Source organism: Staphylococcus sp. FSL K6-0223, assembly GCF_038008285.1.
In genome coordinates this window covers 316,841-334,830 of record NZ_JBBOYX010000002.1, presented here as the reverse complement: position 1 = coordinate 334,830, position 17,990 = coordinate 316,841, and the positions used below count along the sequence as shown (strand labels likewise).

The 17,990-nt window shown below is 33.3% G+C and carries 18 protein-coding genes and 1 other RNA gene; 2 read left to right on the top strand and 17 right to left on the bottom strand.

The annotated features are described in order from the left end of the window. Positions 1 to 31 precede the first annotated feature (31 nt). The 4 genes from rnpB to MHI13_RS12675 form a co-directional block, all read right to left on the bottom strand. Positions 32 to 415, bottom strand: an RNA gene (gene rnpB / locus MHI13_RS12690) — RNase P RNA component class B. 53 nt (positions 416 to 468) lie between these two features. Next, a complete protein-coding gene (gene gpsB, locus MHI13_RS12685; RefSeq protein ID WP_064210102.1) occupies positions 469 to 807 on the bottom strand; it encodes a cell division regulator GpsB in 339 nt (112 codons plus the stop codon). A gap of 12 nt (positions 808 to 819) precedes the next feature. Next, positions 820 to 1,386 (bottom strand): DUF1273 domain-containing protein, encoded by a 567-nt coding sequence (locus MHI13_RS12680; protein ID WP_002433797.1) that lies wholly within the window; start codon positions 1,384 to 1,386, stop codon positions 820 to 822. 11 nt (positions 1,387 to 1,397) lie between these two features. After that, positions 1,398 to 1,730 (bottom strand): DUF1798 family protein, encoded by a 333-nt coding sequence (locus MHI13_RS12675; protein ID WP_002433589.1) that lies wholly within the window; start codon positions 1,728 to 1,730, stop codon positions 1,398 to 1,400. Positions 1,731 to 2,099: 369 nt separating this feature from the next. Here MHI13_RS12675 and recU point away from each other — a divergent pair, with 369 nt between their 5' ends. Both recU and MHI13_RS12665 read left to right on the top strand, forming a co-directional pair. Further along, the gene (gene recU / locus MHI13_RS12670; RefSeq protein WP_002433974.1) at positions 2,100 to 2,726 is read left to right on the top strand and encodes a Holliday junction resolvase RecU; all 627 of its coding nucleotides are present in this window, start codon (positions 2,100 to 2,102) and stop codon (positions 2,724 to 2,726) included. Beyond that, positions 2,723 to 4,960 (top strand): transglycosylase domain-containing protein, encoded by a 2,238-nt coding sequence (locus MHI13_RS12665; protein ID WP_002433675.1) that lies wholly within the window; start codon positions 2,723 to 2,725, stop codon positions 4,958 to 4,960. The genes recU and MHI13_RS12665 overlap by 4 nt, the downstream gene beginning before the upstream one ends. 141 nt (positions 4,961 to 5,101) lie before the next feature. Here the strand turns inward: MHI13_RS12665 and MHI13_RS12660 are convergent, their stop codons facing one another. The 13 genes from MHI13_RS12660 to MHI13_RS12600 all read right to left on the bottom strand — a co-directional run bounded on the left by MHI13_RS12660 (position 5,102) and on the right by MHI13_RS12600 (position 17,988). After that, positions 5,102 to 5,431, bottom strand: a complete 330-nt coding sequence (locus MHI13_RS12660; RefSeq protein ID WP_002433956.1) for a YpoC family protein — start codon at positions 5,429 to 5,431, stop codon at positions 5,102 to 5,104. A 6-nt stretch (positions 5,432 to 5,437) separates the two neighbouring features. Then, the gene (gene nth / locus MHI13_RS12655) at positions 5,438 to 6,097 is read right to left on the bottom strand and encodes an endonuclease III (protein WP_002433690.1); all 660 of its coding nucleotides are present in this window, start codon (positions 6,095 to 6,097) and stop codon (positions 5,438 to 5,440) included. Then, on the bottom strand, positions 6,087 to 6,779 hold the full coding sequence (locus MHI13_RS12650; protein WP_064210103.1) for a DnaD domain-containing protein: 693 nt from the start codon (positions 6,777 to 6,779) through the stop codon (positions 6,087 to 6,089). The genes nth and MHI13_RS12650 overlap by 11 nt, the downstream gene beginning before the upstream one ends. A gap of 95 nt (positions 6,780 to 6,874) precedes the next feature. Next, on the bottom strand, positions 6,875 to 8,167 hold the full coding sequence (gene asnS, locus MHI13_RS12645; protein ID WP_002433789.1) for an asparagine--tRNA ligase: 1,293 nt from the start codon (positions 8,165 to 8,167) through the stop codon (positions 6,875 to 6,877). A 126-nt stretch (positions 8,168 to 8,293) separates the two neighbouring features. Then, on the bottom strand, positions 8,294 to 10,996 hold the full coding sequence (locus tag MHI13_RS12640; protein WP_002470014.1) for a helicase C-terminal domain-containing protein: 2,703 nt from the start codon (positions 10,994 to 10,996) through the stop codon (positions 8,294 to 8,296). 27 nt (positions 10,997 to 11,023) lie between these two features. Beyond that, positions 11,024 to 11,995, bottom strand: a complete 972-nt coding sequence (locus MHI13_RS12635) for a biotin--[acetyl-CoA-carboxylase] ligase (protein WP_064210104.1) — start codon at positions 11,993 to 11,995, stop codon at positions 11,024 to 11,026. Beyond that, entirely contained in the window at positions 11,982 to 13,184 is a 1,203-nt protein-coding gene (locus MHI13_RS12630) for a CCA tRNA nucleotidyltransferase (protein ID WP_002433581.1), read from the bottom strand. Before MHI13_RS12630 ends, MHI13_RS12635 begins: the two co-directional genes overlap by 14 nt. A gap of 1 nt (position 13,185) precedes the next feature. Then, the gene (gene bshA, locus MHI13_RS12625) at positions 13,186 to 14,316 is read right to left on the bottom strand and encodes an N-acetyl-alpha-D-glucosaminyl L-malate synthase BshA (protein WP_064210105.1); all 1,131 of its coding nucleotides are present in this window, start codon (positions 14,314 to 14,316) and stop codon (positions 13,186 to 13,188) included. 22 nt (positions 14,317 to 14,338) lie between these two features. Further along, positions 14,339 to 14,656: a nucleotide pyrophosphohydrolase gene (locus MHI13_RS12620; RefSeq protein WP_002433843.1), complete on the bottom strand. Its 318-nt coding sequence runs from the start codon at positions 14,654 to 14,656 to the stop codon at positions 14,339 to 14,341. Between the two features lie 170 nt (positions 14,657 to 14,826). Further along, positions 14,827 to 15,522 carry a zinc metallopeptidase gene (locus MHI13_RS12615; protein ID WP_002433625.1) on the bottom strand — a complete coding sequence of 232 codons (696 nt, stop codon included), beginning with the start codon at positions 15,520 to 15,522 and terminating at the stop codon, positions 14,827 to 14,829. A gap of 44 nt (positions 15,523 to 15,566) precedes the next feature. Continuing rightward, entirely contained in the window at positions 15,567 to 16,166 is a 600-nt protein-coding gene (locus tag MHI13_RS12610; protein WP_002433575.1) for a DUF1405 domain-containing protein, read from the bottom strand. Continuing rightward, entirely contained in the window at positions 16,163 to 16,729 is a 567-nt protein-coding gene (locus MHI13_RS12605; protein ID WP_002433814.1) for a YpiB family protein, read from the bottom strand. The genes MHI13_RS12610 and MHI13_RS12605 overlap by 4 nt, the downstream gene beginning before the upstream one ends. 14 nt (positions 16,730 to 16,743) lie before the next feature. Then, the gene (locus MHI13_RS12600) at positions 16,744 to 17,988 is read right to left on the bottom strand and encodes a tetratricopeptide repeat protein (RefSeq protein WP_002433612.1); all 1,245 of its coding nucleotides are present in this window, start codon (positions 17,986 to 17,988) and stop codon (positions 16,744 to 16,746) included. Positions 17,989 to 17,990: the final 2 nt, after the last annotated feature.

The following is a 17,990-nucleotide window of genomic DNA, read 5'->3' as shown; positions in this document are numbered from 1 at the left end:
ATATAAGGGAGAGCTAAACTAGTCGTAATATTTCTGTAAGCCATGTTCTGTACCGTTGTACTCATCACGTGTACTAGTTACACTGGTACGTCGGTGGTAACCATCTGTCTACATACTTTCACGCTCGTGTGAAAGTCGTCTCGTTTATACGTTGAATTCCGCTAAACAAGTGCTCCTACCAAATTTGGATTGCTCACTCGAGGGGTTTACCGCGTTCCACCTTTTATATTTCTATAAAAGCTACGTCACTGTGGCACTTTCAAACTATTCTAACCATATCATGTGACTTAGGTTATTTCGTTGCCGTCAAATTAATGCCTTGATTTATTGTTTCATCAAGCACGAACACTACAATCATCTCAGACTGTGTGAGCATGGACTTTCCTCTATATTGCTATAGCGATTACCCGAAATATCACTTTTGCGATTATAACACAATTTCATGTGAATAAGTAACAAAAATTTTTATTACTTACCGAAAACTGCTTTTTCTAAATTAGAAATACGTTTTAAAATATCCACATTGTTTGATGAGTTGTTGCCATTATTAGAAGAAAAGTTTTTATTTTCCTGTGGTCTTGTTGTAGCAACGCGAAGTCTTAACTCTTCAAGTTCTTTTTTTAATTTATGATTTTCTTCTGATAGCTTAACAACTTCATTATTCATGTCCGCCATTTTTTGATAATCTATAATAATATCGTCTAAAAAAGCGTCTACTTCTTCTCTTCTATAGCCACGAGCCATAGTTTTTTCGAAATCTTTCTCATAAATATCTTTTGCTGATAATTTTAATGAAACATCTGACATCTTTTATCCACCTCATTCGAAACTTTGATCTTGAGACCACTGCAAGTCGTTGATGAAGTCAGTGAGTTCATCAAACGTCACAATATCACAAGTATAGTTTGTTTTATCCATAAATTCAACTAACATAGTCTTGAAGAATTTAGGGCTTGCCTCTTGTTCTTCATCATAAATTAGAATGGTATAGTCGGTATGATCTAGCATGAATTGATCTGCTTGTTTAAACTGAAAAGGCCCTTGATAATCAGTATGATGAATACTCTCCGTAAAATCTGCTTGTTGAGCGATTGAAGCGTATTTAGCTTGGTTCTGTTCATTCCAACGATGCGTATGACCTAAGAAAGGTGTGATAATCCCTAATTTTAATTCTGGATAATCTTTCTTTAAGTCTAAAACAACCTCAGCTGTCCATAACTCAATACCCATTTGCCCTTGAATCAGTACCCATTCTAGACCTTCATCTAATAATTGTTCTAATTTATGAGATATAAACTTCTTTAAATATGAAACTTCTGGTGCATCATCTTTGAATATATTTAATTCAAAAGATTTGTATCCAGTAACATATACAGTTTTAACCATATTCTCCCTCATTAAACATGATACGTTAAAATATTTTTTAAATCATACTGTACGCTTTTTATTTTTTCTGTGAAAAGCTTTCTACTCGTACGTTTAAAATGACATTCTACAGATAGCGATTGAATGTTTGATATAAGTAAATTAAATTTTAATGGTGTCATATACGGCGTATTAATGATTTGTTGATAATAATTGTTTAATTCATTAAGTTTTGAATCAATCGAATGTGCATAAGGTTTTACTACCTTATAAAAGTCATAATCAACTTCTGAAGATTTTACCCTTTCAAAACGATGATTCATTTCATCAATATCCGAGATAAGTTGTTCTATTAGTTTTCGCATTAGGATGCCTCCTACAAAGTTAATTTAACACAATAAGAAAGCTTAAGTCATGCAAAGTATCATTCTTTCATTGATTAGACATGATTAAATTTATAAAGATTTTGTTATCGGTAAATTTGTTTTGAAAGATTTATGTTACTTTTATCATTTAAGTCTCGTTTAAATAACTATAATTTTAATAAATAATAAATTATAGATTACGTTTATCTTTCATTTATGAAAGAAATCGTGACAGAATAGGCTAATCACGTTAAAATAATGAATGATGTATGTTTGTTAAATAACATATACATTCAAATACTAGAGTTTGATTGAGTTTTTTCATTTACATATCTGAAGTTTTCTCATCAAACTTGTGTGGTGAATATTATGAATTATCCCAATGGTAAGCCATACTCAAAAAATAAGTCTTCGGACGGACGAAAGCCTTCACCCTTTTCAAGTAACATTGAATATGGTGGACGCGGAATGTCGCTTGAAAAAGATATAGAACAATCCAATACGTTCTATTTAAAAAGTGGCATAGCAGTCATTCACAAGAAGCCTACTCCCGTTCAGATAGTCAATGTTCACTATCCTAAACGTAGTAAGGCTGTGATTAATGAAGCTTATTTTCGTACACCTTCAACTACCGATTATAACGGCGTTTATAATGGGTATTATATCGATTTCGAGGCAAAGGAAACGAAGAATAAAACTTCTTTTCCCCTTAATAATATACATGCACATCAAGTTGAACATATGAAAAATACATATCTTCAAAAGGGAATTGTTTTTCTTATGATACGTTTCAAAACACTTGATGAAGTCTATATATTGCCATATTCTAAGTTTGAATTTTTCTGGGAAAGATATACTCAAGAAATCAAAAAATCGATTACAGTTGAAGAAATTCGGAAAAATGGTTACCATATTCCTTATCAATATCAACCAAGATTGAATTACCTCAAGGCAGTTGATAAGTTGATATTAGATGAAAGTGAGGACCGCGTATGACGGAAAATAAAGGGTCTTCCCAACCTAAAAAAAATAATAGTAAAAATGGTGGGAAGTCCGACGAACAAAAGAATAGGAATGTTAAGAGAACGATTATCAAGATAATCGGCTTTATGATTATCGCCTTTTTCGTTCTGTTGTTACTTGGTATCTTGTTGTTTGCTTACTATGCATGGAAAGCGCCAGCATTTACTGAGTCGAAACTAGAAGACCCAATTCCGGCTAAGATTTATGATAAGAATGGGGATCTAGTTAAAACGTTAGATAACGGTCAACGTCATGAACACGTCAACATTAAAGACGTACCAAAACACATGAAATATGCCGTTTTAGCAACAGAGGATAATCGATTCTATCATCACGGTGCGCTAGACTATAAACGCTTATTTGGTGCTATTGGGAAGAACTTAACTGGTGGATTTGGTGCTCAGGGTGCGTCAACTTTAACACAACAAGTTGTTAAAGATTCATTCTTAACACAACAAAAATCTATCGGTCGTAAAGCTCAAGAAGCTTACCTTTCATACCGTCTTGAACAAGAATATAGTAAAGATGAAATATTCCAAGTTTACTTGAATAAAATTTACTATTCTGATGGTGTTACTGGTGTCAAAGCTGCAGCTAAATATTACTTCAACAAGGACTTGAAGGACTTAAACTTAGCTGAAGAAGCTTATCTTGCAGGTTTACCACAGGTTCCTAACTTATATAACATCTACAATAACCCTAAAGAAGCGAATAGCCGTAAAGACACAGTGCTCTATTTAATGCATAAACATCACAGAATAACTGATAAAGAATATGCTGATGCTAAGAAACTTGATCTAAAAGCGAACTTAGTAGAACGCTCTAAGAAAGATCGTCAAGTGAACGCTAATAATAATGATTCAGAGTATGATTCTTACGTTAACTTCGTTGAATCAGAATTAATGAATAATAAATACTTCAAAGACAAGAACTTAGGCAACGTCCTACAAAGTGGTATTAAAATTTACACTAACATGGACAAAGACGTTCAAAAAACGCTTCAAGATCGTGTTAATAATGGTGGTTCTAACTACTATAAAAATGATGACCAACAAGTTGGTGCTACGATCTTAGATAGTAAAACTGGTGGTCTTGTAGCTATTTCAGGCGGACGTGACTACAAAAATGTCGTAGAACGTAACCAAGCTACAGATGCTCACCCTACTGGTTCATCATTAAAACCATTCTTAGCTTATGGTCCAGCTATTGAAAATATGCAATGGGCTACTAACCACGCAATCCAAGACGAATCTTCATATTGGGTTGATGGTTCAGAATTCAAAAACTATGACACTAAAAGTCATGGTAAAGTTTCTGCTTATGATGCTTTACGTCAAAGTTTCAATATTCCTGCTCTTAAAACTTGGCAACAAGTTAAGAAACAAGCAGGTAACGATGCGCCTAAGAAATTCGCTTCTAAGGTTGGCTTAGATTACAACAGTAAAATAGGTCCATCTGAAGTACTTGGTGGTTCATCTTCTGAATTCTCACCTACTCAATTAGCTTCAGCGTTCGCTGCAATTGCTAATGGTGGTACTTATAACAATGCTCACTCTATTCAAAAAGTAGTCACTAATGATGGTGACACTATTGAATATGATCATACTAGTCACAAAGCGATGAAAGATTATACAGCTTATATGTTAGCTGAAATCTTGAAAGGTACATTCAAAGCATACGGTTCAGCCTATGGACACGGTGTTTCAGGAGTTAATATGGGTGCTAAAACTGGTACTGGTACTTATGGTTCTGAAATTTATCAAAAATATAACTTACCAGACAGTGCAGCTAAAGACGTATGGATTAACGGATTCAGCCCTCAATATTCAATGTCAATTTGGATGGGCTTCAATAAAGTTAAACAATACGGTACTAACTCATTTGTAGGACATACTGAGCAAGAATATCCGCAACATTTATTCGAAGATGTAATGTCTGATATCTCTTCTAAAGATGGTGAAGACTTCAAGAAACCTAATGATGTTAATGGTAGTGATGCGGAAAACTTATCTGTTAAAGGTCACCCAGACAACGACACTACTAACCGTAGTGTTCACGGAGATAGTGATTCGTCATCAGGCAATAGCTCATCTTCAAACTCAGGCAATAGTTCTAGCAATAACAGTAGCTCTTCTCAAAGTAGCTCTGGTAACGCACTAACTCGTTTATTTAACTTAAATGCTATATTTGATAACAAAGCATCATAATTGATATAGCAAAGGTCCCAATTTCATGTTTTGAAATTGGGACTCTTTTTATATATTAAAAGAGTCAAATTGCATTGTTTGGGGAACTTCTTCCCTTTCATAACAATACAATTTGACTCTTATATTTTTAAATAGGCTTATTTAACGATTGCGCTTCTTCCTTATTTGATAAGAGGCATTCATTTTAATTAACTCACTTTTTAACGTTTTCATTTGTCTATATCCCATAAAATGATATTTTCTAGCAATCATATAATGATACCGTTCATCAAAATTCATAGGTACTACGGGATACTCATTTAAGTGATCAAAATTGATTTCACTGATTTCATTAATTTGTTTAAAGTAATTAAGTATCATCTCAAAATAATCATCAATAATAGGTCGAGCCTCTTGAGATTTTAACTTCTTCTGACTCGCTAACTTATCGAGTAGTGTTTCTAATTGTTCGAAATCATCTTTCTTAATCACTATAAATCACGCTTCCTTCAAACTAGCTTTATAACGTTTCTGACCTTCTCTACAATCATCTAATAAAGGACATATATCACATTTAGGTTTTCTAGCTAAACAATGATATCTTCCAAAGAAAATAAGTTGATGATGACTTCTATTCCATCTTTCGCGTGGGATGATATCACAAAGACGATCCTCAACTTGTCTAACATTGTCTTTCCATCGATTAATGCCTAGACGTTTAGAAACTCTTTCAACATGCGTGTCCACAGCTAAAGAAGGTTCTCCAAATGCTACACTCATCACCACATTTGCAGTTTTTCGTCCGACACCTGCTAAACTTTCTAATTCTTTGTGAGTCTCTGGTATACGTCCATCAAATTGATCGAGTAATGAACGACATAATTTTTTTATATTTTTCGCTTTATTACGATATAGTCCTATTGAACGTATATCATTTTGAAGCTCTTCATCGCTAACATTAAGGTAATCTTCCGGTGTTTTATACTTTTCAAAGAGTGAACGTGTCACACGGTTGACTAAATTATCCGTACATTGAGCTGACAGTAATACAGCAATAGTGAGTTCGAATGCATTATCATGCTTTAATTCACACTCTGCGTCTGGAAACATATTCGCAATGACATCTATCATTTCTAATGCTTTCTTTTTACTTATCATCTGGTTTCTCTCCATTTAACCAATCAAATTTAGGAACTTGTTTGACTACATGTTTCATTTTAGGTTGCTTCTGATTAAATTGTTCTCTTATTTTTTTGGAGTCATCTACTGTTTTAACATTGTTCTTCTTCCAATTTAACAGTATGCGATCTATATATTTAAAACTTAATTTGTTTTGACTCAGTGCTTCGTCTAATGCTGCTTGAATGACGGATAAATCATGTTGATCCACATCTATCCATTGGTTTAATGTTTCTATTTCGTAGGGTGAAAGTGGTCTCCCAAAGGATTGTTCCATCAATTGAAATAGCTGTTTAAATTGCTCTTTACTATCTTGCTCTTGGTTATTTAAATTTTGTTTCTTTAGTATTAGGCTTAATTTCTCATAAAAAGAGTCTAAATTCATATACTCAGTGAATTTACCTTCTTCGTCTTTACTCACATTTAATTCTAATAATTCGTGTTGTATTAAATTTTGTATGACGGCAGTGATTTCACGAGGTTGCATATGAGACCCTTTTTGAAGCAATTCTATAGAGGGCTGCTTATTAGATGTTTCTGATGCGTAAATCAATTTAATCAGAATCACTAAATCTTGTTCATCTATACCTAATTCCGCATAATGATCTAATAATTCTCTTCGAATTACGACAGGACGTGTTTTAAGTTGAAACAAATCCAAGTGTTTTCCCCTCCTATTTAAAATGAACGCCCAGCCGTATCAATTGACTGGACGTTTTGGCATCATTTGAAAATGAAGTTCTTATTTCACCTCTATTATGGGTATAAACGATTTAATAAACGTGGGAATGGTGAAGTTTCACGCACGTGTTCTACTCCTGAAATCCACGCAACTGTTCTTTCTAAACCAAGACCAAAACCACTATGTGGTACACTGCCATAACGACGAAGATCTAAATAATAACTGTAACTTTCTTCATCTAATTCATGTTCTTTAATACGTTGTTCTAATAAATCTAAATCATTAATACGTTCTGAACCGCCGATGATTTCGCCATAGCCTTCTGGTGCAATTAAATCAGCACATAATACTGTATCTTCATTGTCAGGGTTAGGTTGCATATAGAACGGCTTAATTTGAGTTGGGTAATTAGTTATAAATACTGGTAAATCATAATGATTAGCGATTGCAGTTTCATGAGGTGCTCCGAAATCTTCGCCCCACTCAATATCATCAAAGCCTTGTTCTTTTAAGAATTCAATCGCATCATCATATGAAATTCTTGGGAATGGTGTTGCTACTTTTTCTAACTTAGTCGTATCACGGTCAAGGGCTTTAAGTTCTAATTCACAATTTTTAAGTACTGATTGTACAACGTGAGTGACATATTGTTCTTGTACCTCTAAACTCTCAGCATGATTCGTAAATGCCATTTCTGGTTCAATCATCCAAAATTCAATTAAATGGCGGCGTGTTTTAGATTTTTCAGCACGGAATGTTGGGCCAAATGAAAATACGCGACCATGTGCCATCGCTGCAGCTTCCATATATAATTGACCACTTTGAGATAAGAATGCATCTTGGTCAAAGTATTTAGTATGGAACAACTCGCTTGTACCTTCAGGTGCACTTGCAGTTAAAATTGGTGGATCAATTTTAGTAAAGCCATTGTCGTTAAAGAATTCATATGTTGCACGAATAATTTCATTTCTAATTTTCATCACGGCATGTTGTTTCTTAGAACGTAACCATAAATGACGGTGATCCATTAAGAATTCAGTACCGTGATTCTTAGGTGTGATTGGGTAATCATGCGCTTCATGAATGACTTCAATTGATTTTACTTGCATTTCATAGCCTAAATCAGAACGATTATCTTCAGTGATTGTTCCTGTTACATATAATGAAGATTCTTGAGTAATCTCTTTAGCTAATTGGAAGGTCTCTTCATCAACTTCTGATTTCACTACCACGCCTTGCATAAATCCAGTACCATCACGTAATTGTAAGAACGCGATTTTACCGCTAGAACGTTTATTTGTTAACCAAGCACCAATAGTTACTTCTTGGTTTAGATGTTGTTTCGCCTGTTTAATCGTAGTCTTCATAACCAAACTCCTATTTTTCTATTCTTTTTAATACTTATTTATTTTAACAAAATCTTCTATTAACTTCTACATGTTGACTTCTGTGATTGCTTTCTTGAAAATGACTTCGCTACGTCAAATTAAACTCTATTTTCCTTTTTTAATTGATTTCTGAATGTGCCCTAGTAATTTATTGAATTGTTGAATATCCCCTTTTTTCTGGCGATAATTTTCCAAGGTTTGAGCAAAGAAATTCTTAAAATTACTATTGATTAAACGATCATCGAATGACACTATAAGCCCTTTATCATCCTCATTACGTATTAATCGACCTAAACCTTGTCTAAAGCGAGTGACAGCGTCTGGAAGGACGTAATCTTTGAATGTTGACGTAAATTCAGTGTCCATAAGCCAATATTTCGTATTGTGTTTATTCATAAATGGTAGCTTAGCTATCATGACACACTTAATACCATCAGCTTGAAAGTCGAAGCCTTCAAAGAATGTTGATGTACCTAACAAGATAGATTTTTCAAAGTTATTAAATTGTTGAACAATTTTATAATTTTGATTCTGTTGTTGAGTGAGTATCACGTAGTCCTCAAATGGTGGTAATTCGTTTAACATATCTTGAACCATATGCATCATCTTGTAACTTGTAAATAAGACGAGACATTTTGATTGAGTCATAGTGACATATTCGACAAGATAATCCACAATTGATGCCACGTAGTCTTCAATATTCTTATAATTATAAGAAGCTACATCAGTAGGAATAAAAACGCTCGTATTTTTAGAGGCTTTCATCGATGTCGATACTTCAAATGTATTAAATTCGGTATGATCGTTAAACCAATTCTTAAAGTTATCAAATGAATGATTGAAAGTTAACGTACCGGAAATAAAAGTGAGCGAATTAAATTTATCAAGAACTTGAGTTGTTAAAATATCTTTTACTGCTAAGTCTTTAACAAGCAAACGAATTGTAGACTTTTGAGTTAGATTTTTGATTGAAATATAACTTGTATGATTATCTTTTAAACTTTGCTCTATTTGTTTAAATCTATCGTTGAGATAAAGTAACTGTTTACGAATCGATTTAATTGTTTTATGGCTAATGCCATTAAAAATTTCCAACGTTTTATTTAGTTTATCAATGAGAGCGTGTAAATCTTTTAATATATTATCAGTCTCAAATTGGTAAACATAATGATACTTATGAACTTCATCGTCATAGACTTCAGATGACTGAATAATTTCATAAATCGTTGTAAATAAACGCTCATTCAAGTCATGGATGTCATTGATGTTTGATTTAAGTCCGAATACATCAATAGGTGCTATATCTAATTTCTCAAGAATACGTTGTTGTTCTAATTTGTCTATAGCTTTAAGTAGTTTTTCATTTTCGTTTCTACCGATTAAGCCTAATTGATATTTAATATCAGAATAGTTCAATTCATTAGTGACTTGATTTAGGGCATAATCTGGTAATCGGTGTGCTTCATCAATGATACAATCGTCGAATAATTGATATATTGAATTTTCTGCATCCGAATGAATTAAATGTGCGTGATTCGTAATACCGATTTGAATATTTTGAGCGTTACGTTTTATAAAATTGTAGTAATGGATGTCATGACGTACAGGAACGTAAGTTTCAATCTTTTGATCAAAATACATTTTCTGTCCGCCTTTTAAGTTTAATTCTTGGATATCACCTGTAGTTGTTTCTGTAATCCAAATTAATAATTGCATTTTTAGAATGCTAACTTCATAGTTATTAGTATCATCTTTTAAGATTTGACTAATTAAACCAAGTGAAATGTAATCATTTTTACTTTTAATCAGAGATGCGTTGATTTTAAATTTTAATGCCTCGTTTAATGCAGGAATATCTTTTTCAAGTAACTGACTCTGCAGTATTTTAGTATTTGTAGATATCATCACGTGTCGCCCAGTCTCAATATTGTACATGAGTGCTGCAAGTAAATATGCAAGGGACTTACCACTTCCTAGAGGCGCTTCAATCATTGCTTTATCACTATGCATCAGTTGATCAAGAATAATTTCTGAAAGATAAAGTTGTTGAGGACGATAAGTCATATTTAGAGCTTTCGTAGCTTTTTTATAAAGTGTTTTAAGAGAACCTTCAAACTTTGTTTGTGGACCTTTTAAATCTACTTGTTTACGATATATGATTTGTTCGAATTGACCAAATTGGTCATCCAAGGGTTTCGATTGATTTGTTCTTACCATTTCGAAAAGGATATTGTATAAATCATATTTAAGATTTTTACTTAAATAATAAAGTTGCTTTTGAGTATCTAAAGGTAAACTTTCAAACTTTTTGAAGGCCTTAATCATTAACTTTGCAGTCGTGGTAGCATCTTCATCGGCACGATGTGCTTTGTCTAAGGGTATATCATGTGCTTGAGCGAGCTCGCTTAATTGGTAACTTTTATCTGTTGGGAACGCGATTTTAAACAATTCAAGTGTATCCATCACTTTCTTAGGTTTGAATTGAATGTCACAGTTATTGAAAGCATTTTTAATGAAATTAAGATCAAAAGAAATATTATGTGCCACGAAAATGCAATCTTTAATTTGGTCGTAAATATCCTCAGCAACTTCATTGAAATAAGGTGCTTGAGCGAGCATATCCTCTTCAATAGATGTCAAAGCTTGAATAAATGGAGGAATTTCTAAATCAGTGCGAATCATTGAATGATAAGTATCAATAATTTTATGATTGCGTACGAAAGTAATGCCTATTTGAATAATTTCATCATAATCTAGTTGATTACCAGTTGTTTCTAAATCAACAACTGCATAGGTTGCAATTCCCATAACGCCCTCTCTCCTTGTCTTCAGTGTTTATAAATCTATATCTGCACTCATTAGTCGATGTAAATTCCCTTCGTCATCTTTCACAAGTAAGAAACCATCTTGGTCGATATCAAATGCCTCACCTATAAATTGGTGACCATTCTCGGTAAATCTTAATTGACGATTCCACATATTGGTTGCTGCAATATATTCTTCTCGAATCGTCTCAAATGGTTGCTCTAAGAATTGTTTATAACGTTTATTAATCTCATAGAGTAGTGTTTTTAGAAAATCATAACGATTTATTTTATCATCAGCATGCAACCTCATACTTGTTGCAATGTGACGTATTTCATCATTAAAGTCGTCCTCAACATGATTCATATTAATACCTATACCACATATAATTGCTTCTATAGCATCATAATTAGCTACCATTTCAGTTAAAAAACCACAAATTTTCTTTTTCCCAATGTAAATATCATTAGGCCATTTAATTGCTACACGATCATTAGAGAATTGTTGAATGGCATCCCTAATTCCCAATGCGATAAATAAATTAAATTTAGGAATCATTGCAAATGGAACATTTGGTCTTAATACTAGAGACATCCACAGACCTTTACCCTTAGATGAACTCCAATTGCGATTAAAGCGTCCTCGTCCTTCTGTTTGTTCATCACTTAAAATTAAAAATGATGATTTGTTGCCTACTAATGCTTTTTTAGCTTTAGTTTGTGTTGAATCAACTGAGTTATAAACTTCTATCTGATCAATTGAATCAAAATCTTTTACGATAGGTTGAACAATGCCACTGTACCATTGATCGGGGAGTGCATTGAGCTGATGACCTTTATGATTGACGGATTCGATGTCACAACCATCGTTTTTTAATTGATCGATAATTTTTTTAACGCCTGCTCGTGATATATTAAGCTGATCAGCTATAAATTGCCCTGAGATGTAATTTGGTTGATTCTCATATAACATTCTTACTACGTCTTGACTATACTTTGACATTCGCATCCACCCATTCTAGTATTTCAACTTTAGTATTCTTAATTTGTTGTGTGATAATTGCCACTTCAATTTGTCTTAACACATCTTTTAACCACGGTCCTGATTTCGTATTAAGGTGTTGGATAATATCACCACCATTGATAGCCATTTCCTTTCGATGATGGATAGGTAGCTGGTTATAAACTTCTTCAATAGAACGTTCATTTAAGATTAAAGGATTAGGTGTGTTAAGATTGTTTTTCTTGAGTGTTTCCTTAGTAGCTAATACATTTTTAATATTTTTTATGTCATTATCATAAATCACAATAATTAAATCCTGCTTAGATTGTACCTGTGGTAATGTTTTAATTAAATTCGCTAAGGTGTGAATTTTCGATTTTTCGTTATTGCTAATCTTTAGTAATTTAAGTGTATCAGTAATCGGTTGCTGAGCTAGCATGATAGCGATCCACATTTCAAATTCTAATGGTTCATCGATATGAACGCGTTGCATATTAAATGAATTAAAAAATGGAATGTGCTTAAAGGCATCTATCTCTTTCATTTGATTAAAACTTTGAGCAACATTGATACCCTTAATGAGTTTTTTTAGTTCAATAACAATGCGTTCTACAGATAGGTATTGAATATCAGCAATTTGCTTGCGCATCGCATCAAATGTATTGTCTACAATCTTAAAATTGAGTTGAGCTTGAAAACGTAGTCCTCGAATGATACGTAACGCATCCTCTTCAAATCGTTCACGAGGTTCACCTACTGTACGAATCAGCCGTTCTTTTAAATCGCGTTCACCCTCAAAATAATCATATGTTTTATAATTAGAATCCATTGCAATGGCATTAACAGTGAAATCTCGACGTTGTACGTCTTGGTATAAATCACGTACGAAGTGTACTTCGCTCGGTCTACGATGATCCACATAATCTTCTTCAGCACGAAATGTTGTTACTTCATAATTTTCATGATGATAAACGACATTGATAGTACCATGTTCCTTACCTATTGGAATGGTCTTCTCAAAAATATCTTCAATTTCATTAGGCGTTGCACTGGTAGTAATATCAATATCATGGATGTCTCGTCCCATGAGATAATCACGAACTGAACCCCCAACGAAGTATGCTTCAAATCCATGATGCTTAATATGATCTAATATTGGTTTGGCACGTTCAAATAACTCGTTACTCATCTTAATTTTCACCTTGTTCTAACATTTTTTTATAATAATGTTCATACTGATCAGTAATCAATTCTGAAGCAAAGCGATCACGAATATCTTCAAGCATTTTTGATTGCATTTGTTTATATAAATTGGGATCTTCTAAGAGCTGAATCGCATATTGCGCTGCTTGTTCACTGTCACCAATATTTACTATAAAGCCCGTCTCTTCATGCTTAATTACCTCTTTGATACCTCCAGCATTTGTACCAATTGGTAATACACCTGTCTTCATTGCCTCTAATAGAGTTAAACCAAAACTTTCTTTTTCACTTAAAAGTAGCACGAGATCTGATAGTTGATAAAATGCACTTACATCATTTTGTTTACCTAAAAATAGTACATGCTCTTCTACATTGAGTTCGCGAGCTTTTTGGCGCATATCTAGTAATTCTGGACCGTCTCCAAGTAATATTAGTTTACTAGGAATTCGTTCATGTACTTTGGCGAATGTTTCAATGATTGTATCAATACGTTTTACTCTTCGAAAGTTTGATACATGAATGAGTACCTTCTCTTCAGGTAATATGCCGTAACAATCCTTTAACTCTTCATTATGTCGTGTTGGGAATTCATTTTCACGAACAAAATTATAAATAGGTACAATTTCTTTATTTGTATCAATAATTTCATATGTTTGTTGTGCAAGAGAATGACTCACACTGGTAACAATGTCACTCTGTTCGATACCAAATTTAATAGCATTCTTAAGCGAATGATCATAACCAAGCACTGTAATATCTGTGCCGTGAAGTGTTGTCATGATCTTTACATCTTTGCCGGACATTTGCTTTGCTAAAATGCCACAAACCGCGTGTGGTACGGCGTAATGCATATGTAAAACGTCTAAATCGTATTCTTTAATGACGTCAGATATTTTAGTACTTAATGTGATATCATATGGCGGATATTGAAATACTGCATATTGATTCACTTCAACTTGATGGAAAGTAATATTCGGTAAAGGTTTACGTATTCTAAAAGGAATATTCGAGGTAATAAAATGAACGTCGTGTCCGCGTTCAGCCATCTTTATACCAAGCTCTGTTGCAATGATTCCAGAGCCGCCCATGGACGGGTAACAAGTAATACCGATTTTCATCTGTGCCCATCCTTTCTATATATTATTTTCTTTCGAAACGATATTTATCTCGTGTATTAAATTTCTCCATCGTTTCATTAAAACTTTCAGTCATATCTATATCTAGTGAATTAGCGATACATAATAATACAAATAAGTTATCCCCTAATTCAGCTTTGATGGTATTGTCAGCTTCAGAATCTTTTTTCTTCTTTTCACCATAATGATGATTAATTTCTCTTGCTAACTCTCCTACTTCTTCAGTCATTCTAGCGAGATTTGCTAGTGGTGAGAAGTAGCCTGCTTTGAATTGACCAATATATTCGTCAACTTCTTTTTGCATTTGTTCCATCGATTTCATTTTATGATATTCTCCTTTAATGCGTTTCTCATATAGTATATTACAATTTGTTAGTTGATGCATTTCAAGTGCAATAATAGAAACTGTAGATTTATGTTGAAAATAAAAAACCTGGTAAGTATTACATCTACATGTAATCTTAACCAGGTTTATAAAAAGTATTTATTAAATTATTCGCTTGATCTTGCAAGTAAAATGATACGTGCAAGTTCAGCTAATGCTACTGCTGTTGAAGCAACATAAGTCATTGCTGCTGCAGATAACACTTTCTTAGCGTGTTTGTATTCTTTCTCATTTACGATATTTAAAGCAGTGATTTGCTTCATTGCTCTTGAACTAGCATTAAACTCAACAGGTAATGTCACGATTGAGAATAATACCGCAAGTGACATTAATCCAGCACCAATCCATAATGCAGTTGAACCAAATGCACTTCCGAAAGCAGTTAACACGATACCTAACATGATAACCATGTAACTTAAAGAACTACCGATATTAGCAAGTGGTACAAGTGCACTTCTAAATCTTAATGGTGCATAACCTTGTTGGTGTTGAATTGCGTGCCCAACTTCATGGGCTGCAATTGCTGTACCAGCAACTGAAGGTCTATCGTAGTTTGCAGGAGATAAACAAACAACTTTTTTACTAGGGTCATAGTGGTCTGTTAAGAATCCGTCACCTTTAACGACATCAACATCGTAAATACCATTTGCATGTAGTATTTCTTCAGCAACTTCTCTACCTGTTTTACCACTAGTGGATCTCACTTGTGAATACTTTTCATAATTAGATTTAACTTTATGTTGAGCCCACATTGGGATGACCATTAATATTACGAAATATATAATCATAGATATTAAAGACATTAAACTCACTCTCCTCTAATATTATTTTACTGACAAAATAATGTTTAATCAAATGTTTTAACTTTCATAAAACGTTGTAAAACTAAGTATAAAATTAAGGCGCTTATACTCAGACATACTGATAATACTCCGATTTGAAATGTATGTGAAGCAATAAAGTCATAATAAGGAAATTGACCGAAACCATAATCGATTATGTCATTAATCAATACCCATATTAAAGCGACTAAGAACCCAGTCATTGTTACTTTGAAGCGTGGATAAAAATAGATAGCTTCAACGGCCATAATACCGTGGGATACAATTAACATAATACCGTTAATTGTCACTTCACCCTGCTCAACAAACATAAGAATATTCATGATAACTGCCCACACGCCATACTTAATTAAAGTTACAAAGGCTAGAGCATTTAAAATTGCGGAACGTTTGTTAAACAACATGAGCATGATAGATAAGCTTAGAAAAAGTGATGCTGTGGGGCTATCAGGTACAAATGGTTTAAAATAACATGGAGTAATATATAGTTGTCCACTATACCAATCATAGCCGTAAATCGTTCCTGCCACATTACATATAAGTAAGAAAATAAGCACCCATTTCCTATAAAGTGTCATTTCCCATATCCATTTATAGTCACTCATTGTTCTTCCTCGTACATAGCATCAACGTCTTTCATTTTCAATGCATTTAATATTTGTGTAAGTTGATAAAATCTTTCTGGTTCATTCATTTGTAAACTCAAATCAATATTTTCTTGTAAATTTTCAATCAAAGAAGATTGCTTTCTTTGATTCATTGAAATCGCATATAAATCTTGAACGTATGCGGAATAACTTGGTGAATGGATCAACTGTGCCAAGATTAAATCGTCGTAGCGAGGTTCATTCTTATGATTATCCGCAAAATGTATTTGAATATCTAGACGAATTGTATTATTAGCGATATATTCAAAGATTTCATTCGTGTTAATGTATGTTTGATCGTCTTTAGTAAATTGAATTGCAGAAGCATGTGCGTTTACTTCTGCAATTTCTAAAGTATGATGTTGTTTAATTTTTCCACTTACGAAATGAACAAGGTTCAGTTTGTCATGATTTGCTTTTAAGTAATTAAGTACCCAAACGGTAATGCGTGATTTGAAACGGTATTGAAATAGTAAATACTCCAAAAAGCTTTGCTTCATTCGTATGAGCGATTCATTCATTAGTATTCACCCACTTAAGATTGGATTCTCATAGCTTCATCATGCCAAGTTTCATTACTAGGGTCAATTTCTAATAATTTATCTAAAATTGATTTTGCTTTGTCTTTATGTCCAATTTCTAATAGATAGAAATAATAATCGCTTAAAAATTCAGACTGTGTATTTAATGTCGGGTATGCTAATTCGAAGAAATGTTGAGCTTCTTTATCGCGTTCTTCATGACCATAAGCATATGCTAAATGCCACATAAACACAGGGTCTAAGTCCTCCTCATCTACAAAGGTAAGAAGTTGAATAATTGCTTCATAATCTTCTTCATTTCGGTATAAATCACTTAATATTAGCAAAGGTTCATGATAGGCATTGTCGACTTCAAGTGCTTGTTTTAATAATTCAACACCTTCGTTCGCATCGCCATGCTCTATTTCTAAGCTACCTGTAGACACCATAAGCTCTTTGTAGAACTGACTTAGTCTAAGCCCTTCTTTACCTGTTTCAATCGCATCTGGGTAGTTCTTTTCATTTTCATATAATGATTGTAAGTAGAAATAACCTTGAATAAAGTCAGGATCTTTAGACAATAATGTCTTCATGATTTTTATCGCTTCTTGCGTTAAATCGTTCTTTTCATAGGCAATAGCCTTCTTAAAATAATCCTCAGAGTTCATTTCATCTTCACTGATTTCATCAAATAGTCCAATAGAATCTGTATAATTACCACTTTGTAAACTACAGTCGGCCATTCTTGAAAATAAATTAACGCCATTCACTTGATATTCGCCTGTCTCTAGTACTGTCTCATACTCAGTTGTAGCGCGTAAATATTGTCCATCAAAGTATAGTAATTCAGCTAAAGCGAAATGAATAATTGGGTCGTTAGGTTCAATTTCTAACGCTTCTTGAAGCTTATCAATGGCAACTTCCAACATATTAATTTGTTGATATAAATCAGCTTCTAGCATTAACTTTTCAGTTGATGTTTCAACTTCAGCTAAATATTCTAATGCTTCATCAGTTTGATTCTCAGACATTAATCCTTCAATAAAGTAAATAAGTAATTCACTTTCATCAGGATATTTATGATATAGCGTTCTAAACACTTCTAAACCTTGAGGTGTTAAACCGAAATTATATAATGTTTCGCCTAAGATAAATAACGCGTCATCGTTATTTGAACTTAATGCTTCGTTTACACGAGAGTCTAAATTCTCTAATTTTTGTAGATTGATATCGTCTATTAATTTATAGATATCTTCCATAA